Origin of the sequence: Primorskyibacter sp. S87, assembly GCF_049801055.1 — a bacterium.
Lineage (GTDB): Bacteria > Pseudomonadota > Alphaproteobacteria > Rhodobacterales > Rhodobacteraceae > JBNAGF01.
On record NZ_JBNAGF010000007.1, the window covers coordinates 121,847 to 148,786 of the forward strand.

The following is a 26,940-nucleotide window of genomic DNA, read 5'->3' on the forward strand; positions in this document are numbered from 1 at the left end:
CTCTGGTCCATTCCCTGTGTGGAACCCGCCTCTTGCGTGGTCTGTCCTGACCATATTTGACGGAAACAACAGATACGACGCCGCTCACGAGGTGGTGAAGGGGTGTGTAGGGAAAAGTGTGGAAAATCGCCGATTTACGGAAATGTTTCAGGCGGGTTTCCGCGCCCGGCGACAAAGTGTTTCAGTCTTCGAACGGGTCGTTGGATCCAAGCACGTCCTGGGTATCGGCTCCGAACTCCGGGGGCGGTCGGCGATACGTGACGGGGGTGCGCGACAGTTTCAGCGGGTTGCCGATCAGCTCGACTTGGCCGGGCGCAGCCTGCATCGCGAACCGCATACCCCGCGCGGCCACCTGATCGCTATCAAAGACCTGATCGAGTTGCTGAACCGGCCCAACCGGAACCTTCTTTTCTTCGAGCCCGGCGATCACCTCGGTCATCGACAGCGCTGCAAGCGCAGGCCGCAGCACGGCGTTCAGCGCATCCCGGTTTTCCAATCTGTCCGGGTTTCTGGCAAACCGGGGATCATCCGCCAGCTCCTCCAGTCCGAGAAACTGACAGAACCGCTGGAACTGTCCGTCATTTCCCACCGCGATGATCACGTGCCCGTCGGAGGTTTCGTAAACATCGTAGGGAACGATGTTGGGATGTCCGTTGCCGCGCCGCTGGGGGACCTGTCCTGACGTGAGATAATTCACGCCCTCACTGATCAGCCAGCCGATTTGTGAATCGACGAGGGCAAGATCGATGTGTTGGCCTTCTCCGGTCTGATCCCGATGGCGCAAGGCAGCGAGAATTCCGACAGTCGCGTACATTCCACACATGACATCGGCAATCCCGACTCCGACCTTCATCGGAGCACCGTCTGCCGCACCAGTCAGGGACATGATGCCGCCATAGCCCTGCGCCATAAGATCATAACCCGGTTTTGAGGCGTTGGGACCGGTCTGGCCATATCCCGAGATGGAACAATATACGAGGCGCGGGAACTTCTGAGACAAGGTGGCATAGTCCAGCCCGTATTTTGCCAGCCCGCCCGGTTTGAAATTCTCGATCAGGATGTCCGCGTGCGCCGCGAGGCGCAGGATTTCGGCCTGACCTTCGGCAGAGGCGATATCCAGCGCAACCGATTTCTTGTTGCGGTTGGAGGACATGAAATAGGCAGACAGATCCGACCGATTGCCGTCTTTGTCCTGCACGTAGGGTGGGCCCCATTGGCGGGTATCATCACCCTCGGTAGAGGGGTTTTCGACCTTTATGACGCTGGCCCCCAAATCCCCCAGAAGCTGGGTGCAGGTGGGCCCGGCCAAAATACGGCTCAGGTCCAGCACTTTGACGCCGCTCAGGGCTCCCTCAGATCCGGCCATCATATCCTCCCGGTTCAATCTCGGCAGCGATCACAGAAAAACGGTCGGCCTGCAATGCCTCTTGTAACGCTTCGCGCAATTCCTTGCGGTTGCGAACCGTGTGTCCATGACCCCCGAGGGCGCGGCCGAGCGCGGCAAAGTCATGGCGGGCAAAGTCGACACCGCGATTTGTCATTTGACGTTGACGTTGTTTGAGTTCGATCAGCGCGAGGGACGCGTCAACATAAACAAGGAAAATCGCATTTCCGCCCAACTCGGCGGCGGTCGACAGTTCCCCGGCCACCATCAGAAAGCCTGCGTCGCCGGAAAAGCTGATAACCGGGCGGTCCGGTTCAGCGAATTTCAACCCTATCGCCATCGGTACGGCGCAACCCATCGTGCAAAGCGCCGACGACTGGATCAGTCCGCGCGGTTCGGGGGTGCGCCACATTTGCGATAGCAGGATACGATGCGCGCCGCTGTCAGCACTGGCCAGCGTGTCGTCTGGCAGAACCGCCCGGGCTTCGGCGATAACACCGGCTGGACCCCAGTCATCGTCATCCGGAAATGCCTGGGCCAAAGCGGTGCGGGCCGCTTGCGGCTCGCCGTCGGGCCAAGTCGCTCGCCCGGGGATGCCTTTGGCCATCGCCTCCAGCGTGGCGCCGGTATCTGCAACAAAATTCAAACCGGCCTGATGCATATAGTGGTCGTTTGGGACTGCGGATATGTCGATTACCCGCTGTCTGCCCGGATCCCATGCTTCGCGCCAGCCCGGCCGCATTTCTATGGGATCATAGCCGAGGCACAGGATCAGGTCTGCATCCGCCACCAACGGCAGCAGATGTCTGTCGGCCAAAGGCGACAGTCCCACACCGCCGAGGCAGAGAGCATGATCCTCAGGAACGATGCCCTTGGCCTTGTAGGTGGTTACAAAGGGGATGCCAAAATGTTCCAGAAAGGCCCGGACAACCCGATGAGATCCGTCCGAGAGCACATCAAGACCGATTATCGCAAACGGGCGCCGGGTTTCGCCCAGCCAATCCCGGGCCTGCTCGAGTTGCGATCCCTGCGGCAGGACCGGAGCAGCAGGTGTCAACCGGCGCAGACGCGGCGGCGCCACGGGCGCATCGGCAACCGAGATTGGCACATCAATGTGAACCGGCCCGGGTCGGGATTGTGTCGCCAGCGAAACCGCCTTGTCGGCCACAATGTCAGCCCCGTCGACCGAAAGACGAAAGCTGCCTTTGGTGATCGGGCGGAAAACCTGTTCGTGATCCATTACTTGATGGGTGTAGGTCAGGGCTTCGTCGGCGTCGACGCAGCCGGTCAACACGACCATTGGCACCCTGTCCTGAAGCGCGTTGGCCACGACGTTCACGCCATTCATTGCTCCGGGGCCCAGCGTTGCCACAAGGATCGCGGGGGCCCCGTCGCGGTGATGGACAGCTTCGGCCATGAAACCGGCCGCGTTCTCGTGTTTTGCCAGATGAAAGGCGATGCCCGCCTTCTCCAGCGCGTCAACGAGGGTCAACACTTCTCCGCCTGGCATACCGAAGGCGTGGCGGCATCCGGCTTCGTAGAGCCGCCGGGCCAGGAGGTCGGCTGCGCGGAGGATGGTGTCCTGCATCAAGTTCGCTCCGTTGGTCTTTCTCTGCCGAAATTGCTGAGCGCAGAGGCAGGTGCAAGCCCGATCACGCTACTGTGACGGATTGACTGCGGTTTCCGCAACCTTGCGGAACGCGTCGTCCAGTTCGCTTGCGATCCCCGCGAGCGTGTCACCACCTGCATCAAGATAGGGGGCAAAGACATGGCTTGGTCGTTTATAGGACAGGATCGCAGTTCCGTCCTTGTTTTCGGTGACATAGAACCGGATGGGAGCCTCGATCATGGCCGCCGTCGAGGTTTCCAGAACTCGAACGGCAAAATCATTGTTGAACGCGCCGATCACGCGGTTCCCGGGGATGGTGATACCGCGGTTCGCCGCCGCCTTGGTCGGGCCCGCCTGTGTCACGACGATGAGCCCGTTTGCCGTGATCGCATCTACTGTCGCGCCGACCAGTTCAGAGTAACTGAGGCCGGTTGCGTATACTGCCCATCCCGGCCGATCGGCGAGATCGGAAGCCGAAGCGCCAATGGGCGCCAGTGCAAGCAGAGTGGCGAAGGAAAAACGCAGCATTGATGGTCCTCCAGTATTGGGGTCCCTTCCGTGATGCCAGTTTTTTTGACTTCGTGGGGTCACATTCGCGTGCCCGTTTACGCAGCGTAGGATCCGGCTTAACGTTCGCGTCAACACGGAGGGATCCCTATGTCGGAAATGAATGGTGCCGAGAGCCTTGTGCACAGCTTGTTGCGCAATGATGTGGATCTTTGCTTCACCAATCCCGGTACGTCTGAAATGCATTTTGTGGCGGCGCTCGACACCATTCCGGGTATGCGGTCGGTTCTTGCCTTGCACGAAGGCACCGCGACCGGCGCGGCAGATGGGTACTGGCGATTGGCCCGGCGTCCGGCCTGCACCTTGCTGCACCTCGGGCCGGGTTTGGCCAATGGGTTGTCGAACCTGCACAACGCGCGCAAGGCCGGGTCAGGCGTGGTCAATATTGTCGGCGAACATGCGACTTCTCATCTAGAATTGGACGCTCCGTTGGCGTCGGATATCGAAGGAATCGCCAGACCGGTTTCGCATTGGGTCGAGACTTCTGGACATCCCGCTATGGTCGGTTCCGATGCCGCGCGCGCTGTGCAGGCCGCGCGCACCGAACCGGGGCAGATCGCGACACTGATCCTTCCCGGTGATACCGCATGGCCTGCGGGGGGGCAGGTGGCCGGGAAACTGGAACCGCCGGCGCCAGTGGTTGCCGAGGAGCACCTTGTGGATCAGGCTGCGAACCTGCTTCGCAGCGAGGACAGCTTGCTGTTGCTCGGAGGCGAAGCCCTTACCGAACGCAACCTGCGGCGCGCCGGTGAGATAGCGGCAAGCACCGGATGCGCGCTTTTGTCGGAATGGTCCAATGCACGCACCGAACGGGGGGCTGGCCGAGTCTGGGTCGGCCGTGTGCCTTATCCGATTGATATTGCTATAGAGACTCTGTCGCGCTTTCGGCGGATCGTGCTGTTGGGTGCACGCGCGCCAATCGGGTTCTTTGCATATCCCGACAAGCCGGCAAAACTAACCCGCCCTGACTGCGAAATCCTGACCTTGGCGGATCCCGCAGCAGATCTGGCTGGAACCCTCGAGACCCTGCATTCCGCTCTGTGCTCCGGCACCAAGCAGACCGCCCGATTGGCCGAGCGTCGGTTTGCAGGCATCCCCGTCGGAGCTCTGACACCCGAGAGCATCGGCGACGTGCTGTGCCATTCGATCCCAGAGAATGCGATCGTCGTAGATGAATCGATCACGTCGGGCCGGGTATTTGGAACCGCGACAGCTGGCGCTGCACCGCATACGTGGCTCAACAACTGCGGGGGATCAATCGGGTATTCTTTGCCAGCGGCAGTGGGTGCCGCACTGGCATGCCCCGACCGAAAGATCCTGACACTTACCGGTGATGGCAGCGGCATGTATAACCCGCAGGCAATCTGGACGATGGCGCGCGAGGGGCTCGACGTCACCATGCTGATCTTTGCCAACCGGTCCTACGAGATTTTGCGAGGTGAGCTGACCAATGTTGGAGTAGCCAATCCGGGGCCGCGCGCCATTGATATGCTGTCGCTGGATCGTCCCGCACTCGATTGGGTCGCCTTGGCCCGTTCGATGGGGGCCGAAGCCTGCAGGGTCGAAAGCAACGTAGCACTGGTCCGGGCGCTCGAAGCCGGGTTCTCCACCAAAGGGCCGGTTCTGATCGAGGCTGTTCTTTAGATCTGATCAACCGGGAAGAGGCGCGGTGCGGAACAACCTGACCTTCAATCCGCCATGCGCCACGGGCGGGCCGGTTTCAAGGAATGGCAGTCCGGTGGCCTTGGCGAGCCCGCTCTCCGATGTCACGATCCCGACACGCCACCCCGAAAAACGGTCCATCAGCACTTTGCCGAGACTTCCGTAAAGCCCATAGAGAAGCTTCTTGTTGCCTATCCGGGCCCCGTAGGGCGGGTTGACGATCACCAGACCCGGCGGGCCTTCGGGGCGCTCAAGATCCGAGAATGCGGCCTGACGAAACTCGACCAGTCCGGATACCCCGGCCCGGCTGGCATTCCCCTCGCACCCACGGATCGCGCCTGCATCCCGGTCGGATCCATAAAACTTCAGGTCGGTGTGAGCTGTAGGCACGCTATTGCGTATAGCCTCCCACTTGGTCCGATCGAAGCTGGCGAGTTGTTCAAAGGCGAAGCTCCGGCTTCGGCCCGGTAACAACCCGGCGGCAATCTCAGCCGCTTCCAGCACGAAGGTGCCTGAGCCACACATCGGGTCAAGCACAGGTTCAGTTCCGTCAAAGTCGCATTGGCGAAGGAGCAGCGCCGCCATAGTCTCGCGGAGAGGGGCCTTACCGACAAATTCCTTGTGGCCGCGCCTGTGCAGGCTTTCACCGGAGGTGTCGAGGCTGAACGTGCAGAGATCGTCTTCGATCCGCGCCTTGATCTGCAGAGGGGCGTCAGGTGCAATCTCAACACCAAGGCTTTCGCGCAGGGCGGTTTCGATACGCTGTTTCGCGGCGCCAGCGTGATAGATGCGAGACTTGCGGCACGTTACCTCTACCCGGAGTGGCACTTCGGGGCTCAGGGTTTCCTGCCAAGGAAACTTGCGGGCGCGTTTGTCGAGCTGCGCCAGATGCATGGCGCGAAAGGAACCCAGACGTACCAAAACGCGTGTCGCTCCGCGCAAGGTCAGGTTCGCGCGCCAAATCTCGGGCCAGTCGCCGCGCATCGATACGCCGCCGGGCACTTGCTTGACTGCGGAAAAACCCGCTGATCGCGCTTCATCTGCTAGGGCGGCTTCAAGACCTGGGAGGCCAACCAGAAAGATTTCGAATTCCGATGCGTGTTCCATGGCGTCTGTCTAAGTGGAGTTGGCCCGGGTTGCGAGGCTCATTCGCCTGTCAATCCGCCACAGAGACCAGAAAGCCCTGCAGCGTTGCCGGATCGATTGGCTTGTGGAGCAGCGGCACACCCAATTCCCGTGCCTCGTGCAGAAGCTCGGGATTGCGGTTGGCCGAAATCAGGCATGCGGGAAGAGGGCCGCAGCGTTGTCGAAGTCGACGGATTGCGCCGGATCCTTCGCTTCCGCCATCCAGCTGCATGTCGGCTACGATCACATCAGGCGCCACGCCGATTTCGTCCAACAGCGCGAGCGCTTCGCTCTCGGTTTCACTTGGCAGGACGTTCACCCCCCACTTTTCCATTGTCAAAGTGAGTGCGTCCCGCAGATCGGTATCGTTTTCGATCAACAGAACTATCAGATTGTGCAGTTTGCCGCCTGAAATCTCGCTGTTTTCGCGGTCTCTGCCGCCTGTTTCGGCATCTGCGACATCTTCCTTGGATGCGCGGGGTACGTCCACCCGGAATACCGATCCGCGGCCGACCTCTGAAGTGAGCGCCAGAGGATGGCGCAGCAACGCGCAGGCCCGATCAACGATAGCTAATCCCAATCCCATCCCATCTGCGGCGCTGGCCGAGGCGTTCAGTCGCTGAAACTCGCCGAAGATCGTTTCTTGCTCGCTTTCAGCAATGCCGGGGCCGGTATCCCAGACCTCCACCCGCACGGTGCGGCCCCGCTGTCGGGCACCGACCAGAACCCGGCCCTCGTCGGTGTAACGGATGGCATTCATCATCAGATTTTGGAGAACCCGGCGCAGATAGGTTGCATCGCTGCGCACCAGGGCCCCGGTGGGCAGAACGCGAAAATCCAGCTGTTTGGCTTCGGCCATCGGACGCAACTCGTCCCGCAACTGTCGCAAAATCAGGTCGAGGCTTACCGTCGTCACGTGAACGCTGGCTTGACCGGAATCCAGTTTGGAGATGTCCAGCAGAGCCGACAGGATGTTTTCGACGCTTTGCAGCGCGGCTGAAGCCCGGCCCACCACAGTACGGGCTTGCGCATCCTGCACTTCCGGCTCCAGCGACGCGACATAGAGTTTGGCCGCCGAGAGGGGTTGCAGAAGGTCATGCGAGGCAGCCGCCACAAACCGAGTTTTTGAGGCATTGGCCCGTTCTGCTTCCGACAGGGCGTCTTCCAGTTCGAGTGTCCGCTCCAGCACGCGTTGTTCCAGGGTTTCTTTTGCCTCAGCCATGGCGCGAATAGCCTGCCGTTCCGCCGTTACGTCGGTGAAACTGATAACAAACCCGCCATCGGGCATCTGCTGCATGAACACGGTCAGGACCAGCCCCGTGTTGCTCTGGATTTCAAAGGATAGCGGGGCGCGCTTACCGTCCAAGCTGGGCCAGGCTTCGATCTGCTGGTGAGAAACTTCGCCGATGAATCGGTAATCGTTCTGCATTCGGTCGAGAATGGTGCTGAAACGGCTTCCGATGTGAAATCGCCCAACCGGAATGGAAAGCAACTCGCCGACTCGGCGGTTCCAGCCGACGAGATGCCCGAGGTTGTCGAAAATGCAGACGCCCTGCTTGAGATGCTCCAGCGTGGCCCGGATCAGACGCGCCTGATCGTCAAGGATCCGTTCGCGTTCCTGCCGTTCCAAGCGCATGATGTCGGTGACGTCGGTTTGCAGGATAACCGTGCCGCCGTCAGGTGTTCGACGTTCACTGACCTGAACCCAGCGCCGCCCAGTCATCCGCACGTTGAAGATGACACTGGGCTCGGCGTGATGCGCCATTCGCTGTCGGGCCCAGTCTTCGGTCGTGCTGTTTTCGGGAAGGGACAGGAACACGCTGCCGGATACGGTCTGAACGTAGTCTGAAAAGCTCAGCCCCGGGTTCAGATCCCGGCGAATGTCGGGCATGTGCATGCCAAACCGGCTGTTGCACATGACCAGCACGTCATCCGGGCTGAACAGGGCAAAGCCCTCCTGCACGGTTTCGATCGCGTTTGCCAGATTCTGGCGTGCGGCTTCGGTTTCACGATTGGCGACGGCGAGCTGAGCGTTTGACTCGTTGAGCAGTTCAAGTGCCCGCTCCAGATCACGGGTCCGCGCCCGGACTTCCTCCTCTAGCAAAACCGCGCGCTGGAACTGCGAATAGGCAAGACCAGAAGCGTTCGTATCCTGTTCAACCCTTCGCATCAGGGTTTCGACAATCTTCAGCAGCTTCTCATTTTGCCGAGGCAGGCTGTCGGAGGGGTTGATCAGAGAATGCGTCACCAGTTCACACCTCAGCCGGCGGGTAGATCGCAACCCCGGTCAGGGTCTGGTTCACATGCATAGAGTTTACCTGCTCGCCGTAGGTGCAGAACCCGACGACCCGGTTGTCTGCAAGGATCTGCGAGATTTCCCGGGTTTTCTGCTTCTGCTGTGCTTCCATCCTGCGGAGTATGCAGTCACAGGCGAGGATGATGTCTGGGCGGGCAGATGCCGATAGTCCATGCATCTCGGATTTCAGGTGTTCGACCATGTCCTGAGTATCGGCCAGCGTCAGGACCACGCCTTCGTCGATGGCGGAAAAGAACACCAAGTCTCCGTTTTCGGCCACACGCTGTATCGACCGAACGTGGTGCTGATCTCCGAACCTCACAACAACAGGGTGGGCCGCAAAGGTGAATGTGGTCAGTTGTTCGGAATCCTTGCCCAGCAGGCGGGCATATTCGCGCGCTGCAGGTTCGGCATTTATTTCGTGCACAATTCGCGCCGCGGGATTTGCACCGGTAACCACCATTCGCTGCTCGGTTGGAACCAGATGATCGGTTTTGAACACCTTGATCGGGCACCGCGTGCGGATTTGAACCAATACAGCGGCGTTCGTAACTGCCCGGCCACCGCAAAGGATGAAGGTCGGGCCAAAAGCCGTCCCGTCGCCTGCCGATCCGCCAAACAGTGGCACCGGGCCAAGGCTTGGTCCGAGATTGGCAACCAGTGCATCTTCCTTGAGCGAATGCCCGTCCACTAGTAACAGGGCGAATTCAGAGGCCCAGTCCGGTTCCTCTCGGATCATCTCGTTCCGGTTGCGGACGTTTTGATCGTTCAGGGCTTCCGTGTCATAGCCTGAAAGATCCGGGATTGGCAGGATCCGGGAACAGAAATGGCTGCGTGGCAGCAGTACGGCAACGATTCCACCGTCGGAATACCCCTGATCGGCAAGCTCGCCTGCCGTAGTGCAGCCGACGACCCGCGCGGGTGCAAACAGTCTGTCGGCCTCAGCCGCCAGATGATTGATGTCCTTCGTAGGCGATACGAACAGAACGACGAGATCACCAGCCCCGGCAGCAAGGTCTCGGGCAAGATCTGAGAGGGAATTGGCCGCATTCGTGCTGGCAAAAGCCGATCGCACGATTTCTCCGGCGCCGGAAAGCGCCTGGACAAGCCCATGACCCATCAGAACTCCTCCCCGGTCATCCGTCCGCGAATGGTATGCAGGTCAGGCGCGGTCTTGCAAGACGTTGTCGAAACTCGTTTCCTTGGCAATCAGGGCCGCTTGCGTCCGGCTTTGTACACCGAGTTTCCGCATGATGGCGGTGACATGCGCCTTGACCGTGGTTTCGGCGATCGACAGGTCATAGGCGATCTGCTTGTTTAGCTTTCCCTCGCAGATCAATTGCAGGATGCGGGCCTGTTGGTTCGTCAACGACGCGAGCCGGGTTGCGGCATCGTCCGGGTCTGCCGACTCCTCCCGGTCCAGCAGCACATATCCGGGTGGTATGAAACGCTGGCCCTTGCGAAGGGCCTCGAAGGCCGCGCGAAATACCTCTCGCTGGCTGTGTTTTGGCACGAAACCTGCTGCCCCGGCATGGATGGCCGAACTTATAACCCGATTGTCGGCCATCGACGAAACGACGATGATCGGAACTTTGACGACGTTTTTCAGACGGATCAGTCCTTCAAGCCCGTTTACGTCCGGCAGGTTCAGATCCAGAACGATCACATCTGGGGAGCCGTCTCCCGAGATTTTCTCAAGTGCAGAAACAAGATCGGGTGCAGTATCCGACCTGTTCAAACCGATCGTGGCCTGAAGCGTCATGGCCAGCGCGTCGCAAAAGAGCGGGTGATCATCCACGATCAGGGCCGAGTGAAATACTCTTTCGGAATGATCTGGGTGTTCGGGCATCTGGACCATGGATTGTTACGGGCGCATTCAAATTGGTTTGGTGTGAAGGCAAGCCTAACAAGGCACCGATAAGGGCACCAGACGTCGAAAAGTCGTAGCTGAGCGGGAAGGCCCGGATTACCCCTCGGCCTCGTCTATCAGTCCGCGCAACCATCGCCCAGCTAGCCATGTGGCCGGAACGCCGAGCGGTATCGCCCAGAGGATCGCCGGGAGGGGCGGCAAAGCCGGCCAGCCCAGCACCTGCCACATCAGGCCAAGCAGAAACAGGTTGATGGCAACGGTCAGGGCAACCGCCGGATAGAGCAGCAGCGCCAGTTTCCAAACCGGCCAGCGCCCGTTTTTCGGGTTGCCCTCAGGCACCCGTGCATTTCCTGACGGAGATTCGGTCGAAATCATTCTATTCCCCTGATTGCTTGAACATGGGCGGCCGTTTCATCTTCGCGCGGGTATTGTTCTCATAAATGATCAATGCGCCAGCATCGTCCGTGGGCGTCCAGGGACGCCCGGCGATACATCCAATAAGGCCGTCATTGGGGCTGTGATTGCCAGCCCGGTTCGGCAGTTGACGCATTTGTTCTGTCAGGCGGAACATGGTTTCAGCCTTTCGATTTCAGAGGCATCCCGGTCCGTCACGCGAAGCGCAGGATGTAGAATGTCATGGCCCCGGCAGACAGTTTCCGAAGGCAGCCCGAGTCTGGCATTGGCGAGACCGCGCGTTCCTTGACTTTCGTTAAGGAGGAGGGCTGCGGCTCAGCATAGCACAGAAAGAACAAAGAACTGGGGCACTTGAACAAGAGCGGCCCGCCGGAGCCCCGTCCGCGCGGACAGGAGACACACCATGGCCGACATTCCCCGCGCGAATGTAACACCTCCGGGCGCGGATCAGAAGATGTTCGCCCGTCTGTTCACCGAAGGGTTCCGCGTGTTTTTTCTGTCAGCAGGTCTGTTCGGGCTGTTTGCCGGAGCGATCTGGACATTGAGGCTGGCCGGGGTCGGCAATGGGCCGGAACTGGCGCAGTCGCCCGTGGGTTGGCACGCACATGAGATGATCTTCGGCTATGCTACGGCGGCGATCGGAGGGTTCTTTCTGACCGCTGTTCCGAACTGGACCGGAACGCCCGGCGCGAGGCGAGGGTTTCTAATGCTGTCCGCGGGCCTGTGGTTGAGCGGGCGGCTGGCCATCTGGTATAGCGGTGTATTGCCGCCGGTTTTGGTCGCAGTTCTGGATCTGGCCTTCTTACCGGTTCTGGCGGCAAAGATCCTGAGCCAGCTTGTCAAACGTCCAAAACCGCAGAACGTGATGTTTCTGCTGTTCCTGTCCTATCTCTGGGCTGCCAATCTGCTGGTGCATCTGGAGTGGACCGGTGCGACGCTAAGCACCGCAGAGACCGGTCTGCGCGCCGGACTGATCACGATCTGCGCTCTGATTTCGATCTTGGGTGGCCGTGTGACGCCCGCCTTCACTCGAAATGCGATGAAACGGGCGGGGGTGTCTGAAGAACGCTGGCCGCAAAACACCAAGCCCGTTGACAGGATGGCTCTCGGTCTGGCGGTCCTCGTGCCGCTTCTGGTTCTTGTCGGTGTGCCGGGCGTCATCGCAGGTCCCGTGGCACTCCTTTTCGGCTTCGTCCAATTCGCCCGGTTGTCCCGCTGGGGCGGCAGGTGGTGTCTGAACCAACCAATCCTCTGGTCACTGCACTTGTCGCTGGCGATGCTGGGATTGGGTCTTGTGCTCTGGGGACTGGCGGGTATCGGGATCGGGGGCGAAGTAGCCGGACTGCATGTGCTGGGTATCGGTGCGGTGGGCGGCATGACCCTGGCGGTTATGAGCCGCGCGGCGCTAGGGCATTCCGGCCGCCCGCTGATCGCGCCGCGTCCGATGGCGCTGGGCTATGCCATGATCGCAATGGCGGCGCTCATGCGCTGGGTCGGTGGTGCCCTTCCGGCGCTGTATCAACCGGCAACAGTGGCCAGCGGCCTGTTCTGGTGCGGCTCCTTCATGCTGTTTCTCTTCGCAATCTGGCCCGCTCTGACCGGGCCGCGAGTGGGTGCCGCAACCTGACACGAGACGGGACATGACGGCTGTTGATCCTCCGTTCGAACCCAACTCGGACCGCACTTTCCGGTCAATCGTTGACTTTGGCTTAGGCATCCTTTGGGCGACGCCGCGAAGTTTCTGTCCATCCTCAAAGCTGCGCCAAGAGTAGTACGATGCGTGAAGTCCTGACCAAATGCACGGCCAGCACCATTTTCAGGGCGGTCACTGCGCCTCATTTCCGCCGTGTCAATGCTGCGCAAAGAGGTCATTGAACCCGGAGCAGCAGCGACTCTGGCGGAGTGATGAAGATGGACGGTTCAATGAAACTGAAGACAGCGGTAGCTGCTGTCGCCTTCAAACATTGCGCAGGGCGGCGAATGCGATGTCGTCGCCACCGCGGCTGCAACCAATCTGCCGGTTCTGCTGAAAGAGCCGACAAGATGCTCAGACCTCGTTTCATCGCATATAGGGCCGCGCGGCTCGGCCAGCTTTGCTCCTGATCCCCTCGCAAAACTTGTTCATGCTCACTTTACGACCTGCGTCACCCTATTGCCGTGATACCGCATTGGCGGTGAGAAGCCCGCAGGCTAAGCCGCTGATACTATACGGTTTCCGAGAAATTTTTCCTGCCGCCGCCTCACTGGTGAATACCCGGTTTGCGGTTCCACCGGCACGGTTCGCCAGTCAAAGCCGTTGAAACCTAACACCCGACAGGTTCATCCGCGTAAATCCGTTCTCTTGCAACGGTTTGATCGCCGACAGGAAAACAGATCTTCTTGCAGACATGCCTTCGGGATTCAGTGGCTGGTCCCTTCAGAGAAGGTGATTTTGTTCCAGACATTATATTTTCCGGACGGTTTGCGCATCGGCAGGCGCTTGACTTCTTCCAACGTGGCTGCATCGTAGACAATGACAGCACCATCATCTTCCCAGATCGAAACCAGCGCGTGTTTGCCGTCACGGGTGAATTCCACATGCGCCACGGTCGCGCCCGGCTCAGGACGCAGGGTGCGTACGATCTCGAGGCTCTGCTTGTCGATCACATGCATGGCGTCCTTGTTGGGGCCAAAGAACACGTCGGCCCAGACATACGGCGAGTTTTCATGGCTGCGCATGAAAAATCCTGGCCCCTCGGTCTTGATCCGCTTGACGGTGTCCCAGCTTTCCATGTCGATCACCGAAATCACGCCATCCTTCAGATGCGGTGTGGCCATCACCGTGCTGTCCCCATGTTTCCAGGTGATGCCCGAGCCCAGATGCGGCATGCCCGGCAGGTCGAGATCCGAGACCTTCTGCCCGATCACCAGGTCAATGACCTGACCACCATCGCCCTTGCGCGAGGCGCCCATGACGTATTCATAGCTCTGATCAAAGAAGAAATCGTCGAGGTAGTCCGGCGTGGTGATCCGACGGATCGGGAAGTCGGTGTCCTGAGGCACGGGGCCTTCGATCTTCCAGTCATGGGCCAGCCCGCCTGCAAATATGTTCATGTCCGGAAATTTGGCGTAAGAGACTTCCCAGATCTCGGGCACGTCCTTGAGCGCCAACACAAAGCTCTGCCGGGGCGGCGCCTGATAGACTGCGCTGACGCGGCTGGGGGTGCCGTCCTTGCCCTTGATCTCATGCACTTCGGCCACCGACAGGTCTTCGGTGGACAGGATGGTGAGCGTATTGGGCAGGTAATTGGCCACGGCCAGCCATTTTCCATCACCGGACATGGCGATGTTGCGGCTGTTCAGGCCCGCGCGCACCCGGCCCACCTGTTTCAGCGACCAGATGTCGTATTTCTGCACCCAGCCGTCGCGCGACATGATGAAGACGAACCGCCCCTGAGGGTCGAATTTCGGCCCGCCATGCACGGCAAAGGGGGTTTCGAACCGATCCAGCACCTCGAAGGTGTCACCATCCAGAACCGAGACGTGGTGATCGCCGGTTTCCACCGCCAGTGTGATGTTCATCGGGTCGCTGTCCCAGATGGGTGCGTCGGCGGCCACATAATCCTCGTCCAGTGTGCGGCTGGCGATGATGTCGGCCTCGCCCCAGTCCGGCACCGTTTCCAGTGGTGATTTCAGCCAGCCGGCCAGTTCCTCGATGCGCAGCGGATCCAGCTCCGCCTCAAAGCCCGGCATCTGGGTGGCCACCCGCCCTTCGGCGATCACCGCCGCAATCCGCGGCCCGCGCATGCGCTTGAGGGTCTCGGGGATCAGCGCCGGACCCACCCCGCCAAGCCGGGCTTCGCCGTGGCAGTCGGCACAGAGGTCGGCATAGTCCGCCGCCGGGTCCGCCTTTGCGTTTGTCGCCAGAGCCGCGAGCGCCAGCATGCTCACCGCCGCCCCCCATTTCATTTTTTCCAAAATACTCCCGCCGGAGGCTCCCGAAGGCGCGGATAGCGCAACGCTGGCGGTTCCTGCGTTGTATTTCTCAGTAAAACCGATGTGCCGGATCATGTGATTTCCCCCGGAATGGTGTGACGGTGAGGCGGTCGGCCTCATCCACGCCAATTTCTTCATTGCTCAGGTAACAGGCCGGATCTTCGGCCCATGGGTCCCCGGTCAGTTGCAGCGCCCGGATACGAGTGTTGCCGCCGCAGACGTCCTTGAGTTTGCAGGCCCCGCAGCGGCCCTTGAGCGGGCGCGGGCGGGTGCGCAGCATGGCGAGCATCTTGTCCTCGCCGGTCCAGAGCTCGGAGAACGGCGTCTGTTTCACGTTCCCGATGGTGTAATCGGACCAGTAGGTGTCGGGATGCACGCGGCCGAGATTGTCGATGTTGGCGACCCCCAGCCCACTGGAATTGCCGCCCCAGGCGCTCAGGTGATCGCGCACATGGGCGACCCTGTCGGCATCGAAGCGGTCCTGCGCCCATTGCAGGAAATAGCCCGCATCGGCGTCGTTGTTGCCGGTCACGATATCCAGTGGATTGCCGCCCGATGCCGCCTCCCAGGCGCGGTCAAGCAGCAGGTCCAGCCCCCAGCGGGTGCGGGCATGTTCGGCGTCCTCGCCGCGGTTCTTGTCGCCGCGACCGGCATAGACCAGGTGGCTGAGGTAGAACTTGTCCACCCCTTCGTCGTCGCAGAGTTTCAGCAGGTCCGGCAGGTGGTGCTTGGTGCCCTCGGTCAGGCAGAACCGCAGCCCGACCTTGATGCCGCGTTTTTTGCATTCGCGAACCCCGCGCAGCGCATCGGCGAAAGCGCCGTCTACGCCGCGGAACCAATCATTGGTCTCGCCGATCCCGTCCAGAGATATTCCGACATAGCTGAATCCCACCTCGGCAATCCGATCGGCAACCTCGCCGTGGATCTTTGTGCCGTTGGTGGACAAGGCCAGCATGGGCACCAGCGTTCGGGCGCGGTTGGCGATCTCGAAGAAATCGAACCGGTCGAGAGGTTCCCCACCCGAGAGGATCAGGGCCGGGACGCGAAACTGGCCCAGATCCTCAAGGGTTGTCATGGCTTGCTCATTGCTGAGCTCGCCGGGGAAGGCCACATCCGCCGAAACGGTGTAGCAATGGCGGCATTTCAGGTTGCAGCGCCGGGTCAGGTTCCAGATCACCACCGGTTTCACGGGGCCGGAGCCGCGGCGGTGGCGCACCGGGGTCGGATCGACCAGCTGGTGCATGTATTCGGTGAGGCGGAACATGGTTTCAGTCTTTCTGTTTCAGGCGCAGCCCGGTCTTTTTCAGGATGCGCGTCGAATAGAGAATATCGCTGCCGGAACAGGCCGCACCCAGGAGGTCGGCGATCTGGGCGCGCTTGGCCTCGACCTCGTTGCGGTCCGAGCCATGCACCATGGCAAACAGGTTATAGGGCCAGTCGGGCAGGGCACGCGGGCGTTCGTAGCAATGGGTGACAAAGGGCAGGGCGCCGATTTGTGCGCCCAGTTCGGCGATGCGCGAGTCCTCCACATCCCAGACGGTCATGCCGTTGGAAGTCATACCCAACTTGTAGTGATTGGGCGCAGCGGCGATCCGGCGGATCACACCGCTTCCCTTCATCGCCGCGATGCGCTCCATTACCTGATCCTCGCTCAGGCCTACCTCTTCTGCCACGGCGGCAAAGGGGGCGGGCACCAGCGGCAATCCGCCCTGAAGGGCGGTGATGATGCTGCGGTCTGTGGCGTCCAGTGTCATGCGGCAACCCGAAATCCGATGAAGAATTCCTGCAATTTGGGAAATTGAAGCACCTTGTGCCCGGTTTCCCGTTCGATGGAGTCAGCGGCGACCTGGATTCCCTCGGGCGTTTCGGTTGCCAGAACGAACCACATGTTCAGCCGGTGACTGCGTTCATAATTATGCGCCACTTCTGCATGTTCATTGACTTTGGTCATGATCGCTTCGAATTGGTGCTCCGGAACCGCCATCGCGCAAAGGCAAAACGCCCCACCCATCGCAGCAGCGTCGAAGAAAGGGCCAAAGCGGGTGATCACCCGGTCCGAGTTCATCTTCTGCAACCGTTCCAGCAGGTCATTTTCGGAAATCCCAATTTCTTCGGCCACGGCAGCATAGGGATGCGAAGTCAAGGGCAGGTCGTCCTGCATTCGATTCAGGATTGCGCGATCGGTTGCATCCAGCGGGCTCATGCGGCCACCTCCTTCGCTTGAATCAATGCGCCGGTCTGCTTGAAACAGCGTGTTGAGAACAGAACCTTGTGCCGCGCCCCGACCAGTTCCGGCAGTTCTGCCGCACCGGAGAGAACCTCGCGCGCCTCCTTGCGAGATCGGGCATGAATCATCGAATACAGGCGATAGGGCCAGACACCCTCGACCGGCCGACGTTCGTAGCACAGGGTAACGCCGGGGTGGTCGGCGAGGGCCGGTCCGGCGCGGTCGATCTGTTCAGGGGAAAGATCCCACACGACCATGGCATTTGCCGACCACCCCAGAGCCCTGTGCCGAACGATGACGCCGAGGCGCGAGATGATGCCGGCATCATGCAGAACACGAACGCGGCTAATCACGTGTTCCTCTTCGCGGTTCACCGATCGGGCCATTGCGGCAAACGGATCTGCCACAAGCGGCAGTCCGGTGCTCAGAGTTTGCAACAGATCTCGGTCACCATCTTGCATGACTGAACGATCCACCTTGCGGGCGCCCGGTACGCGTCGCGATCTGCCGGACATGCGGAAGCCGAGATCCACGTTGAACGGGCGCACCAGCCGCAGGTCAAGAACCCGCAACCCAGTCTTGTGACCGATCCGCGACAGCGTGCCATTGACATGTTCGCGATCGGGCCCGGTGGCCACGAACCACAGGTTCCAGTCGTCTTCGCGCTGGTAATTGTGATTCACACCCGGTTCCGCGTCGATCATCGCGGCGATCTCCTCCAGACGATCTTCGGGCGCAGCCACGGCCGCCAGTGTGCTTGCCGACACGGCGCCGGGCGCGATGGTGGCACCCACTCGCGTTATCCGCCCGGCCGCACGCATGCGGGCAAGCCGGTCGATCACGTCGCCCTCGCTCAGCTCGAGCTTTTCGGCCAGAACCTGAAACGGACGCCCGGTGACGGGAAAATCACGCTGCCAATCGTCCAGAAGGGCGCGGTCGATGGGATCGGAAATATGGCACATCGCTCACAGCCCCGTTCTGTGTGCACGGGCAGTGAAAAAAATGCCGGAGGGGCTGTCCGCATCTATTTCTCGCAATTTTTCAAATGTTTGCGTGTCGTAGACCATGACTTTGTTGGCGTCGCGGACGCTCAGCCAAACCTCGTGCCCGCGCGGAGTGAATTCCATGTGCAGCACGGCCGGGCCGGGTTTGAACTCGTGAATGATTTCCTTGCTGACACTGTCAATCACCTGGATTGTGTCGTTGAGCGGGTGTGCGAAATTCACCCAGACCTGCCGCCCGTCGGGCCGCGCCATTGCAAAGACCGGCTGTCCGTGGGTCTTGGTTCGGCCGGTTTCCGAAAGCGTGTCGGCGTCGACCCAGAGAACCTCGTGATGGCCCACTGCTGGCAGAACGAATTCACCGCCGGTATGCGCCCAGCCTTCCAGATGGGGCATCTTGTAGACAGGCATCTCCTCTTGCCCGCGGCCATAGTTGGGCAGCACGCGGATCGGTTCCGGGGTTTCTGACCACAGATCCAGCGCGGTCAGCCCGTCTTCACCGAACAGCCCGGTGATATAGGTGCGGCCATTTGCGGTGATCAGCGCGTCATAGGGGTTCTTACCCATGTCAGCGATTTTGGTGATCTGGGGCTCACCCGTCGAAAAGTCAGCGATCCAGGTCTCGCCGGTATCCCACATGGTGAACACGAACCGGCCGCCGGGCGCATCAACCAACCCGATCGTCTTGCTGTCGGTCGGGATGTCGGCAACCATCTCCAGTGTGTCCGCATCGAACACGCGCACGCCGCCGGGTTCGTAGTTCGACACCGCAACGAGCTTTCCGTCATCCGAGATCGCTCCGCCGATAGCGTTACCTGCCTGGACGACACGGTTAGCGATTTGCCTTGTCACGATATCGACCTTTGTCAGACCACCATCGCGACCGAACACATATGCAAAGCGTTCATCGGGCGAATAGACCAACGAGGCATGGGACAGATCGCCCAACCCTTCGATCCGCGCCAGAGCAGCGCGGTCGGACTGGTCGACCAGCAGGACCGAGCCTTTGGCCCGTTCGATCACCAACCCCAGATCGCCGGTTGCCGCGGGTTCGGCATGTGCTGCGGTCACCATGAGAGTTGCCGCAAGGCCAAGGACGAGATTTTTCATTGTGCCTCCAGGTTCAGAAGGTATCGGGCGATCCATTCGGCCTCGGCGTCACTCATCAGCGGCCGCCAAGGCGGCATGGCGGTGTCGGGAATGCCGTCAAGGATCACCGATTTGAGCACATCGGGCTCATAATGTGACAGGCTTTCGGGCCGCAGGTCGGGGCCCAGTCCGCCCTTGAGGGACAGCCCGTGACACGAGCCGCAATCCTGATGCACAAGGCGTTTCAGGCCGTTGGTATCGAGCGGTTCAGCCGCCAGAGCCGGTGTGGCCGCCGCAACCGCAAATGCAAAGGCAGCGCGGATCGTCCAGCGGGTCAGATCGGTGCCGCTGGCAGATGCCGATGGTCCCTTGCGGGTGCGGTGGCCGGGGCTATGCATGGGCCTGCACTTGGTCCAGCAGATCTGCAACTGGCTGATCCTGATAGAGCGATACAACCCTTCCAATGATGAACAGGGTGGGAGTGGTCAGACCTGCATCGCGCACATCCGTTGCCAGCCGGTCTAGCCGCGACACCATTCGGAACTCATCGGGTGTGGTCGCTTTGCCCACGGCCAGAACGGGCGTCCCGCCGGGCAGGTTTTCTGTCATCAGGCCGATGGCGATCTGGCCGATATTGGCCACGCCCATATAGACGACCAGCGTAGACTCCGGATCTGCCAGCCGTTTCCAGTCGAGATCCAGCACCTTGTCGGCCTGACGGTGGCCAGTGACATACTGGACCGAAGTTGCCAGACCGCGATGGGTCAGAGGCACTCCGGTCGAGCAGGAGGCGCCCTGTGCTGCCGTGATTCCCGGCGCATAGGCGACGGCAACGCCGTGACCCATAAGATAGGCCGCTTCCTCGGAACCGCGGCCGAAAATCATCGGGTCGCCGCCCTTGAGGCGCGCCACGGTGTGACCCGCGCGTGCCTGTTCCAACAGGATTTCGTTGATCCGGTCCTGTGGAACGGTGTGGCATTTGGGTGCTTTGCCGACCGGGATCAACCTCGCTCCTTCGGTATGCATGGAAAGGATTTCGTCCGAGACCAGACGATCGTAAACCACCACATCGGCCTCGCGAAGCATCCGCAGGGCGCGCACCGTCATCAACTCGGGGTCACCCGGTCCGGCGCCGATCAGAAAAACCTTACCGCTCATGAGCCAACTCGCTTGTTCTGAATGTCGTAAAAACCCGGTTTTCCAAGCCATCTGTGCGACTTGAAATCTTAGCGAAAACAGTGTTTTGCTGGCAATTCGGGTGTGTCATAGCGAGAGAGTGGCCCAATCGCCACACAGCCTCCTTGACTTTCGTTAAGAAGCGCGGGAATTGCTCCCGCGCTTCTCCTACTTGCCTGCAATCTGCCTCGGCTCAGGGGTCGACTGTGATCATTCCGATCATGTTCTGGGTTTCCCAATGCGGCCCGCAAAGGTAGTCAACCGGGCCAGGAGCGATGAAGGTCATCTCCACGGTTTCCTCCGGAAAAATCCGATCGCTTTCCGGTTCACTGCCATCCTTCAGAAGAACACTGTGGCTGGTGCGTTTGTCCACATTCACCCAGCGCACCGTGGTGCCGACTTTGACGGTCAGCGCGGCGGGGCAGAAACTGTATTTGTACATCAATACGATTTCCGCATCCTCCACAGCTTCGGAGGCCGATCCGAACAACTCGACGTAGCGCTCTTCCGCTTCGGCGCAAAGAGCAGCGGCTTCGTCGTCCGCGGCCAGTCCGGGCGTAGCGATAATCAGCAGCAGAGCAGCGGGAAGAAGGCTATGGGTCTTCATTGTCCAACACTCCTTTTCAGGATGGAAAGGGGCCGGATCTACCGGCCCCCTTTTCGTTATTGTCCGACCACGTTCACGGTGGCAGTTTCGTCATCCAGCGCAAGGCTGGTGTCGAGCGTCACATGGTGGAACCGTGCCGCGGCATAGTCGTCGTGGATCGCAAAGCCGACCGTATAAGTCTGACCGGCTTCCAGTGGCACGTCACCGGGGGCGCCGTTGGCCAGAGGCCGCGAGAACACCACGGTCCACATGCCGGCGGCCAAGTTGGCAGAGGCTGCCATTTCGCCTTCGTTCACGATCCGCTGTTCCAGAAGATACCCATTGCTGGAGCTTCCATCCGCATAGACGCGCATCAGGTCGAGGATGGTGCCATCGGCGAGGTACTGCTCGATCTCGGCTTCGGCCTTGAGCTGGTCCCAGCCGCCCAGAGCCTTGCCGCGACGCCCCTTGACTTCAACCTTGGTCCGGCTTTCGGACAGATACTTGGTCACAGTGCCTTCGGCGGTCAGGCGCCCTGCGACATCTGCATTCGCGGCAATCGCTTCGGCGCCCGGATCAAAGGGCATAAAGGTGTTATCGGCGTGGCAAGAAGCCCAGCAGCCAGCCTGTTCACCGAGTTCGATACCAGCGCCGGTGATCATCATGGCGACCTTGATCTGGTTGTCAGGATCCATTTTACCTCCATCGACGAACGGGGCAGGGGAGTGACCAGCATCCGGCCATTGCAGACGAACGTAGAGGGTCTCTCCGTCATGGGCGGCCTGAACGGTCGCGTCGATGACGCCGCGCTTGCCGGGGATCGGCGTCGGTTCCAGTTCACCACCTGCAACAATCTTGTTGCCGATCGTGTCCAGTTCCTTGGCGTGACAAGTCGAACAGGCATCGCCGCCTTTGGTCAGCGGACGGGCACCGCCGTGCATTTTGCCATTCTGCACCCATTCAAACGAGGCCTGACCGGGATAGAACAGCTTCAGATCTGCGCTGGCGACAGAGTTCCAGTCGATTCCCGCTGCCACATCTTCGCCGCCGCCTGCGCCAGAGGCAGGAGTGGCTTCGCCATTGGCTTTGGCACGTTCTTCGGCCACAGCTGCATCCACGGCGAATGCGATCTGTGCCTGAACCGATTCCTGCTGCGCCTGTTTGGCGGCTTTCTCGGCCTCGGCCTCGGCGGCCTCCTTGGCTTCGACGCGCTCGAGGCTCACCAGATATTCCGGCGGGATCGGGCGGGCGAATGCAGGGTTCGGAGCTTCGAGCTCTTCAAGATACTCTTCGGCAGCACGATCACGCAGGTTCGAGTGCGCAATACCTTTGTGACAGTCGATGCAGGTCTGTCCGACTTCCATCGCGTTCAGGTGCTGCTGGCGCGCACGGGGTTTCTGGAATTCGGGCATCATCGATTCGAAATCGTGGCAGTTTCTGCATTCGATCGAATCTGTGGATTTCATCCTTTCCCATTCGTTCATCGCCAGATGGAGGCGTTTCTTGTCGAACTTTTCCGGTGTGTTGATGGTGCCGACCATCTTGCCCCACAGCTCTCGGGATGCTTTGATCTTGCGGATCATCTTGTGGGTCCAGTCCTTCGGCACATGGCAGTCGGAACAGACCGCTCCCACACCGGACCGGTTCACGTCGTGAATGGTGCCTTTGTATTCTTCATACACATATTCGCGCATCTCATGGCACGACAGGCAGAATTTCTCGGTGTTCGTGGCTTCCATTGCGGTGTTGAACCCGCCCCAGAAGATGATGCCTGCGGCAAAAGCACCGGCAATCCCGGCAACGGGCATTCCCCACAGGAAATACCGGCGCCAGATCGGTTTTTTCTTATCCGTTTCGGACTGGGTCATATCCAGGCTCCGTTTTTGTCTCGTCTGGCCTCAGGTAGTCAGGCCCATGGATTTGGCTGATTGGTGACCGGGAGCTGTGTCCCGAAAAACAGGAAGAGGGCGGGCGAGCAGCCCGCCCTCTCCGAATTCACGCAACCGATCCGTCAGGTGACGTGGTTCGAACGGTTGTAGACGTTGAACTTGCCAGTCGGGGCGTAGAGACCCTTCACCCGGCCGATTTCTTCAAGCGTCTTGGCGTCGTAGATTACCATTTCGCCGTTCGGCTCTTTCGAAGTTGCACGGTTCCACTTGGAAACCCAGACCTCGGTGCCATCCTTGTTGAACTCGAAGTGAACGGCGACGTTGCCTTCCTCTTCGGTGATCTGGATGGTTTTAACGATCTCACCGGTCTCTTTCGAGATGACCTGAACGGACTGCTGCACTTCGGGTTCGGGGTGCTTGGTCTGGTCAGCCCAGATGTAGTCCGAATTCGGGTGCGTCCGGATGAACAGGCCTGCGCCGTCGGTTTCAACTTCGTAGCAGGTCTTCCATGCTGCGTCCGGATGACCTTCGGGGTCGTTACCCCAGACGGTCACGGTGCCTTCGCCGAGGTGGGTCGTACCGGCAACCGGACCACAGTTCGGGTCCATCCAGTTGGCGCCCGGGCCGGGGTGCGGCAGCGGTGCGGTGTCGATCATGGCCTCCAGCTTGTGGTCCTTGGTGTCGACAACAACCATCTTGTTCGACGCGTTTGCGGCGATCTGGAAGTACCGGCCTGTCGGGTCGAAGAACCCGTCATGCAGGAACTTGGCCGAGTTGATCTTGTCGATCCGCAGGTTGTCGAGATCGGTGTAATCGACCTGCCACAGCTGGCCGAGTTCTTTCACGGCAACGATCCAGGTCGGCTCGTTCGGGGTGGTGTAGATTGCGGCCACACGGGCTTCTTCCACATAGTCGCCGTCCACGTTCACGCCGCGGGTCGAAACGACCTTGACCGGTTCCATGGTTTGTGCATCGACAATGGCAAAGTGCGGAGGCCAGTAGGCGCCGCCGATGACGTATTTACCGTCGCCGGATACAGCCACGTCGCGGGCGTCATAGCCAATGGAAACTTCGGAAACCAGCATCTTGTCCGGCGTCTGCCAGAGATCGATCTTGGTCATCTTGCCGTCGCGGCCCATGGTGTACCAGAAGCGGCCCGGGTTTTCCGGTTCTTCCAGCTTGTGGTGCTCGGAGGCCTTAAGCACGTGCACCGCGTAACCGGTCGGAATGTGCGCCAGCACTTCCTTGGTGTCGCCGTCAATCACGGCTACCTTACCTACGTCACGCTCGATAACGACGAAGAAGTTTTCCCAGTTGCGGCCATGCAGCGGCTCGGTCGGGTAATCTTCGGGCTCAACATAAACCTTGCGGGTCTGTCTCATCTGCTCGAGCGACATTTCCGGCGGCTTCGGCGGCTCCATCATGATGTAGGTTGCCATATCGCGGATCTGATCCTCGGTCATGATGTCCGAGAAGTTGTTCATCCCGCCTTCGGTGCCCCAGGCAATGATTTTTTCAAGACGCTCTTGGCCGAGTTTCAAGGTGCCGGATACGGTCATGGTGCCGTCGGCATTCTTGACTTTCACTTCCGGCTCGAGGCTCTTGCCGGTGGCGCCTTTCCGCAGGACGCCGTGGCAGCCCGCGCACCGTTCAAAGTAAAGTTGTTTGGATGCTTCGAACGCTTCTTCGCTCAATTGAGGCCCTTCGGCAAAGGCCGGTGCGGCAACGCTGCCCAGCAGCATTGCCAAACCAACCCCTAAAGCGCGGCCGGTTTTGTTGTAGCTGATTCCAAGTGACATGATCACTCTCCAATATGCGTGGTGAGGCAAGGCGGAGACTGAGACACTCAGAGGTCGCGCTCCTTGACCAAAGTCAACGAGAGAGACAGAAACCGATCGGATCGAGACGCCGCACGCACCTGAAAAACTTGACTTTTTGATGCAACTTACGTGGTTCTTCTGCAGGTCGGATCTCCGCCGGGTTCGCTGATCCAAGATGATCTGAATCTTCGGGACATGCGTATGGCGGCAGGTTCGCAGCACCAGTTCTAGGGGTGGCAGCAGTCTTTGTCATACAATCGTCGAGCGACCGGAGTCAGGCCCATCCGAACCAGGATTTTGGCCTGATCTTTCTAGTCTGGAGATTTCTCCGCCGAATTCTTGACTTTGGTTAAGGCGTCTTGGGAGCGAGGCCGCGATGGTTCTGTTCATCCTCAACGCTGCGCAAAGGAGAGCGCGATGCGCGAAGTCATGACCAAAAGCATGGCCCGCAACATATTTTATGGCGGGTCACTGTTCTTCATCATCATCTTCCTGGGCCTGTCGGCCCATTCACACCGCTATATCGTCACCACCTCGACCAACGCCGAGACGCTGACGGATAGTGTCAAAGCGGGCAAACATATTTGGGAAAAACATGCCTGTGTTAACTGCCACTCGATTCTGGGTGAAGGAGCATACTTTGCCCCTGAGGTCGGGAATGTCATGGAGCGCTGGGGCGTTCTGGATGATCCCGACGGAGCCTATGAGGCGCTCAAGGTCTGGATGGAATCTCAGCCTACCGGCATCGAGGGACGCCGGCAGATGCCCCGGTTCGACCTGAGTGACGAGGAAATGCGCAATCTGAGCGACTTCCTTCTCTGGACCAACACTATCGACACTCAGGGCTGGCCGCCCAACGAGGCCGGCTAAGGAGGACGCAAAATGAAATACGAATCTCAAAAAATTGCTCTGGTCTACTTTGCTGTAGCCATGGGGCTGTTTGCGATCCAGGTGATCGGCGGACTTTTAGCAGGCTGGATCTACGTCGCTCCGAACACGCTGTCGGAATTGCTGCCGTTCAACATCGTTCGCATGTTGCACACAAACTCGCTGATCGTGTGGTTGATCCTCGGTTTCTTTGGCGCCGCTTACTTCCTGATACCGGAAGAGGCGGAGCGTGAAATCCATTCGACCAAGCTGGCTTACATCCAGCTCGCGATTCTGGTGCTTGGCACGCTTGGCGTCGTCGTCACCTATGTCTTCAACCTGTTCGAAGGCAACTTCCTGCTGGGCAAGGAAGGCCGCGAGTTCCTTGAACAACCCAAATGGGTCAAAGCAGGTATTGTCGTTGCCGCGCTGATCTTCCTCTACAACGTCTCGATGACGGTTCTGAAGGGCAAGAAGACGGCGATCACCAATATCCTGCTTCTCGGCCTGTGGGGACTGGCATTGCTGTTCCTGTTTGCCTTCTACAATCCGTCCAACCTCGCGCTGGACAAGCAATACTGGTGGTACGTTGTCCACCTGTGGGTTGAAGGTGTCTGGGAACTGATCATGGCGTCCATTCTGGCCTACCTGATGCTCAAGCTGACCGGTGTTGACCGTGAAGTGGTTGAGAAATGGCTGTATGTCATCGTCGCCGCGGCATTGTTCTCGGGAATCCTCGGCACCGGCCACCACTACTACTGGGTCGGCGGACCCGGCTACTGGCAGTGGATCGGCTCGATCTTCTCAAGCCTCGAAGTGATCCCCTTCTTCGGAATGATGGCTTTTGCCTTCGTCATGGTCTGGAAGGGCCGTCGTGACCACCCGAACAAGGCCGCTCTTCTGTGGTCGCTGGGCTGCGCCACGCTTGCCTTCTTCGGCGCCGGTGTCTGGGGCTTCCTGCACACGCTGCATGGGGTGAACTACTATACCCACGGTACCCAGATCACGGCCGCACACGGTCACCTAGCCTTCTTTGGCGCCTATGTTGCCCTGAACCTGGCGATCTTCAGCTATGCGATGCCAATCCTTCGCAACCGAGATCCCTACAATCAGGTTCTGAACATGGCTTCGTTCTGGCTGATGACAAGCGGCATGGTTTTCATGACCTTCGTGCTGACCTTTGCCGGCACCATCCAGACCCACCTGCAGCGCGTTCTTGGCGACTACTTCATGGACGTGCAGGACCAGGTCGCGATCTTCTATTGGATGCGCTTCGGGTCCGGGTTGGTCGTGGTGATCGGCGCACTGCTCTTCATCTACGCAATGTGGGTGCCGCGCAAAGAGGTCATTGAACCCGGCGCAGCCGAAACCCCGGCGGAGTGA

General features: G+C 60.0%; 23 protein-coding genes. 4 read left to right on the forward strand and 19 right to left on the reverse strand.

The window, feature by feature from the left end:
• Positions 1-181 precede the first annotated feature (181 nt).
• From ACP15U_RS13485 to ACP15U_RS13495, 3 genes are all read right to left on the reverse strand, one after another.
• Entirely contained in the window at positions 182-1,366 is a 1,185-nt protein-coding gene (locus tag ACP15U_RS13485) for a CaiB/BaiF CoA transferase family protein (protein ID WP_425045668.1), read from the reverse strand.
• Positions 1,353-2,972, reverse strand: coding sequence for a thiamine pyrophosphate-binding protein (locus ACP15U_RS13490; RefSeq protein WP_425045669.1), 1,620 nt, complete (start codon positions 2,970-2,972; stop codon positions 1,353-1,355). Before ACP15U_RS13490 ends, ACP15U_RS13485 begins: the two co-directional genes overlap by 14 nt.
• A gap of 69 nt (positions 2,973-3,041) precedes the next feature.
• On the reverse strand, positions 3,042-3,521 hold the full coding sequence (locus tag ACP15U_RS13495; protein WP_425045670.1) for a DUF302 domain-containing protein: 480 nt from the start codon (positions 3,519-3,521) through the stop codon (positions 3,042-3,044).
• A 138-nt stretch (positions 3,522-3,659) separates the two neighbouring features.
• Between ACP15U_RS13495 and ACP15U_RS13500 the strand changes: the two genes are divergently transcribed.
• Positions 3,660-5,204, forward strand: a complete 1,545-nt coding sequence (locus ACP15U_RS13500; protein ID WP_425045790.1) for an acetolactate synthase large subunit — start codon at positions 3,660-3,662, stop codon at positions 5,202-5,204.
• Between the two features lie 6 nt (positions 5,205-5,210).
• Here ACP15U_RS13500 and ACP15U_RS13505 read toward each other — a convergent pair whose 3' ends face one another.
• The 5 genes from ACP15U_RS13505 to ACP15U_RS13525 form a co-directional block, all read right to left on the reverse strand.
• A complete protein-coding gene (locus ACP15U_RS13505) occupies positions 5,211-6,329 on the reverse strand; it encodes a THUMP domain-containing class I SAM-dependent RNA methyltransferase (RefSeq protein ID WP_425045671.1) in 1,119 nt (372 codons plus the stop codon).
• 49 nt (positions 6,330-6,378) lie between these two features.
• Positions 6,379-8,595, reverse strand: coding sequence for a PAS-domain containing protein (locus ACP15U_RS13510; protein ID WP_425045672.1), 2,217 nt, complete (start codon positions 8,593-8,595; stop codon positions 6,379-6,381).
• 4 nt (positions 8,596-8,599) lie between these two features.
• The gene (locus ACP15U_RS13515) at positions 8,600-9,763 is read right to left on the reverse strand and encodes an FIST N-terminal domain-containing protein (protein WP_425045673.1); all 1,164 of its coding nucleotides are present in this window, start codon (positions 9,761-9,763) and stop codon (positions 8,600-8,602) included.
• A 42-nt stretch (positions 9,764-9,805) separates the two neighbouring features.
• Positions 9,806-10,492: a response regulator transcription factor gene (locus ACP15U_RS13520; protein ID WP_425045791.1), complete on the reverse strand. Its 687-nt coding sequence runs from the start codon at positions 10,490-10,492 to the stop codon at positions 9,806-9,808.
• 117 nt (positions 10,493-10,609) lie between these two features.
• A complete protein-coding gene (locus tag ACP15U_RS13525; protein ID WP_425045674.1) occupies positions 10,610-10,888 on the reverse strand; it encodes a hypothetical protein in 279 nt (92 codons plus the stop codon).
• A gap of 442 nt (positions 10,889-11,330) precedes the next feature.
• On the opposite strand from ACP15U_RS13525, the gene ACP15U_RS13530 reads away from it, so the two are divergent.
• Positions 11,331-12,554: an NnrS family protein gene (locus ACP15U_RS13530; protein WP_425045675.1), complete on the forward strand. Its 1,224-nt coding sequence runs from the start codon at positions 11,331-11,333 to the stop codon at positions 12,552-12,554.
• 773 nt (positions 12,555-13,327) lie between these two features.
• On the opposite strand, the gene ACP15U_RS13535 is transcribed toward ACP15U_RS13530, so the two are convergent.
• The 11 genes from ACP15U_RS13535 to ACP15U_RS13585 all read right to left on the reverse strand — a co-directional run bounded on the left by ACP15U_RS13535 (position 13,328) and on the right by ACP15U_RS13585 (position 24,669).
• Positions 13,328-14,875, reverse strand: a complete 1,548-nt coding sequence (locus ACP15U_RS13535; protein WP_425045792.1) for a cytochrome D1 domain-containing protein — start codon at positions 14,873-14,875, stop codon at positions 13,328-13,330.
• Between the two features lie 76 nt (positions 14,876-14,951).
• Positions 14,952-16,166, reverse strand: a complete 1,215-nt coding sequence (gene nirJ, locus ACP15U_RS13540; RefSeq protein ID WP_425045676.1) for a heme d1 biosynthesis radical SAM protein NirJ — start codon at positions 16,164-16,166, stop codon at positions 14,952-14,954.
• 4 nt (positions 16,167-16,170) lie between these two features.
• Entirely contained in the window at positions 16,171-16,656 is a 486-nt protein-coding gene (locus ACP15U_RS13545; RefSeq protein WP_425045677.1) for an AsnC family transcriptional regulator, read from the reverse strand.
• Entirely contained in the window at positions 16,653-17,105 is a 453-nt protein-coding gene (locus ACP15U_RS13550; RefSeq protein ID WP_425045678.1) for an Lrp/AsnC family transcriptional regulator, read from the reverse strand. Before ACP15U_RS13550 ends, ACP15U_RS13545 begins: the two co-directional genes overlap by 4 nt.
• Positions 17,102-18,091 carry an AsnC family transcriptional regulator gene (locus tag ACP15U_RS13555; RefSeq protein ID WP_425045679.1) on the reverse strand — a complete coding sequence of 330 codons (990 nt, stop codon included), beginning with the start codon at positions 18,089-18,091 and terminating at the stop codon, positions 17,102-17,104. Before ACP15U_RS13555 ends, ACP15U_RS13550 begins: the two co-directional genes overlap by 4 nt.
• A gap of 3 nt (positions 18,092-18,094) precedes the next feature.
• Entirely contained in the window at positions 18,095-19,240 is a 1,146-nt protein-coding gene (locus ACP15U_RS13560; protein ID WP_425045680.1) for a cytochrome D1 domain-containing protein, read from the reverse strand.
• Positions 19,237-19,617, reverse strand: coding sequence for a c-type cytochrome (locus ACP15U_RS13565; protein WP_425045681.1), 381 nt, complete (start codon positions 19,615-19,617; stop codon positions 19,237-19,239). Before ACP15U_RS13565 ends, ACP15U_RS13560 begins: the two co-directional genes overlap by 4 nt.
• The gene (gene cobA / locus ACP15U_RS13570; protein ID WP_425045682.1) at positions 19,610-20,377 is read right to left on the reverse strand and encodes a uroporphyrinogen-III C-methyltransferase; all 768 of its coding nucleotides are present in this window, start codon (positions 20,375-20,377) and stop codon (positions 19,610-19,612) included. Before cobA ends, ACP15U_RS13565 begins: the two co-directional genes overlap by 8 nt.
• 211 nt (positions 20,378-20,588) lie before the next feature.
• Positions 20,589-21,002: a cupredoxin domain-containing protein gene (locus ACP15U_RS13575; RefSeq protein WP_425045683.1), complete on the reverse strand. Its 414-nt coding sequence runs from the start codon at positions 21,000-21,002 to the stop codon at positions 20,589-20,591.
• 56 nt (positions 21,003-21,058) lie between these two features.
• Entirely contained in the window at positions 21,059-22,849 is a 1,791-nt protein-coding gene (locus ACP15U_RS13580; RefSeq protein WP_425045684.1) for a NapC/NirT family cytochrome c, read from the reverse strand.
• Positions 22,850-22,992: 143 nt separating this feature from the next.
• Entirely contained in the window at positions 22,993-24,669 is a 1,677-nt protein-coding gene (locus ACP15U_RS13585; protein ID WP_425045685.1) for a cytochrome D1 domain-containing protein, read from the reverse strand.
• Positions 24,670-25,107: 438 nt separating this feature from the next.
• Between ACP15U_RS13585 and ACP15U_RS13590 the strand changes: the two genes are divergently transcribed.
• Both ACP15U_RS13590 and ACP15U_RS13595 read left to right on the forward strand, forming a co-directional pair.
• A complete protein-coding gene (locus tag ACP15U_RS13590) occupies positions 25,108-25,560 on the forward strand; it encodes a c-type cytochrome (RefSeq protein WP_425045686.1) in 453 nt (150 codons plus the stop codon).
• 12 nt (positions 25,561-25,572) lie between these two features.
• Entirely contained in the window at positions 25,573-26,940 is a 1,368-nt protein-coding gene (locus tag ACP15U_RS13595) for a cbb3-type cytochrome c oxidase subunit I (RefSeq protein WP_425045687.1), read from the forward strand.

Coding starts and splice junctions, on each gene's coding strand:
- ACP15U_RS13485 (WP_425045668.1), bottom strand. CDS start 1,366: ATGGCCGGATCTGAGGGAGCCCTGAGCGGCGTCAAAGTGCTGGACCTG.
- ACP15U_RS13490 (WP_425045669.1), bottom strand. CDS start 2,972: ATGCAGGACACCATCCTCCGCGCAGCCGACCTCCTGGCCCGGCGGCTC.
- ACP15U_RS13495 (WP_425045670.1), bottom strand. CDS start 3,521: ATGCTGCGTTTTTCCTTCGCCACTCTGCTTGCACTGGCGCCCATTGGC.
- ACP15U_RS13500 (WP_425045790.1), top strand. CDS start 3,660: ATGAATGGTGCCGAGAGCCTTGTGCACAGCTTGTTGCGCAATGATGTG.
- ACP15U_RS13505 (WP_425045671.1), bottom strand. CDS start 6,329: ATGGAACACGCATCGGAATTCGAAATCTTTCTGGTTGGCCTCCCAGGT.
- ACP15U_RS13515 (WP_425045673.1), bottom strand. CDS start 9,763: ATGGGTCATGGGCTTGTCCAGGCGCTTTCCGGCGCCGGAGAAATCGTG.
- ACP15U_RS13520 (WP_425045791.1), bottom strand. CDS start 10,492: ATGCCCGAACACCCAGATCATTCCGAAAGAGTATTTCACTCGGCCCTG.
- ACP15U_RS13525 (WP_425045674.1), bottom strand. CDS start 10,888: ATGATTTCGACCGAATCTCCGTCAGGAAATGCACGGGTGCCTGAGGGC.
- ACP15U_RS13530 (WP_425045675.1), top strand. CDS start 11,331: ATGGCCGACATTCCCCGCGCGAATGTAACACCTCCGGGCGCGGATCAG.
- ACP15U_RS13535 (WP_425045792.1), bottom strand. CDS start 14,875: ATGAAATGGGGGGCGGCGGTGAGCATGCTGGCGCTCGCGGCTCTGGCG.
- nirJ (WP_425045676.1), bottom strand. CDS start 16,166: ATGTTCCGCCTCACCGAATACATGCACCAGCTGGTCGATCCGACCCCG.
- ACP15U_RS13545 (WP_425045677.1), bottom strand. CDS start 16,656: ATGACACTGGACGCCACAGACCGCAGCATCATCACCGCCCTTCAGGGC.
- ACP15U_RS13550 (WP_425045678.1), bottom strand. CDS start 17,105: ATGAGCCCGCTGGATGCAACCGATCGCGCAATCCTGAATCGAATGCAG.
- ACP15U_RS13555 (WP_425045679.1), bottom strand. CDS start 18,091: ATGTGCCATATTTCCGATCCCATCGACCGCGCCCTTCTGGACGATTGG.
- ACP15U_RS13560 (WP_425045680.1), bottom strand. CDS start 19,240: ATGAAAAATCTCGTCCTTGGCCTTGCGGCAACTCTCATGGTGACCGCA.
- ACP15U_RS13565 (WP_425045681.1), bottom strand. CDS start 19,617: ATGCATAGCCCCGGCCACCGCACCCGCAAGGGACCATCGGCATCTGCC.
- cobA (WP_425045682.1), bottom strand. CDS start 20,377: ATGAGCGGTAAGGTTTTTCTGATCGGCGCCGGACCGGGTGACCCCGAG.
- ACP15U_RS13575 (WP_425045683.1), bottom strand. CDS start 21,002: ATGAAGACCCATAGCCTTCTTCCCGCTGCTCTGCTGCTGATTATCGCT.
- ACP15U_RS13580 (WP_425045684.1), bottom strand. CDS start 22,849: ATGACCCAGTCCGAAACGGATAAGAAAAAACCGATCTGGCGCCGGTAT.
- ACP15U_RS13585 (WP_425045685.1), bottom strand. CDS start 24,669: ATGTCACTTGGAATCAGCTACAACAAAACCGGCCGCGCTTTAGGGGTT.
- ACP15U_RS13590 (WP_425045686.1), top strand. CDS start 25,108: ATGCGCGAAGTCATGACCAAAAGCATGGCCCGCAACATATTTTATGGC.
- ACP15U_RS13595 (WP_425045687.1), top strand. CDS start 25,573: ATGAAATACGAATCTCAAAAAATTGCTCTGGTCTACTTTGCTGTAGCC.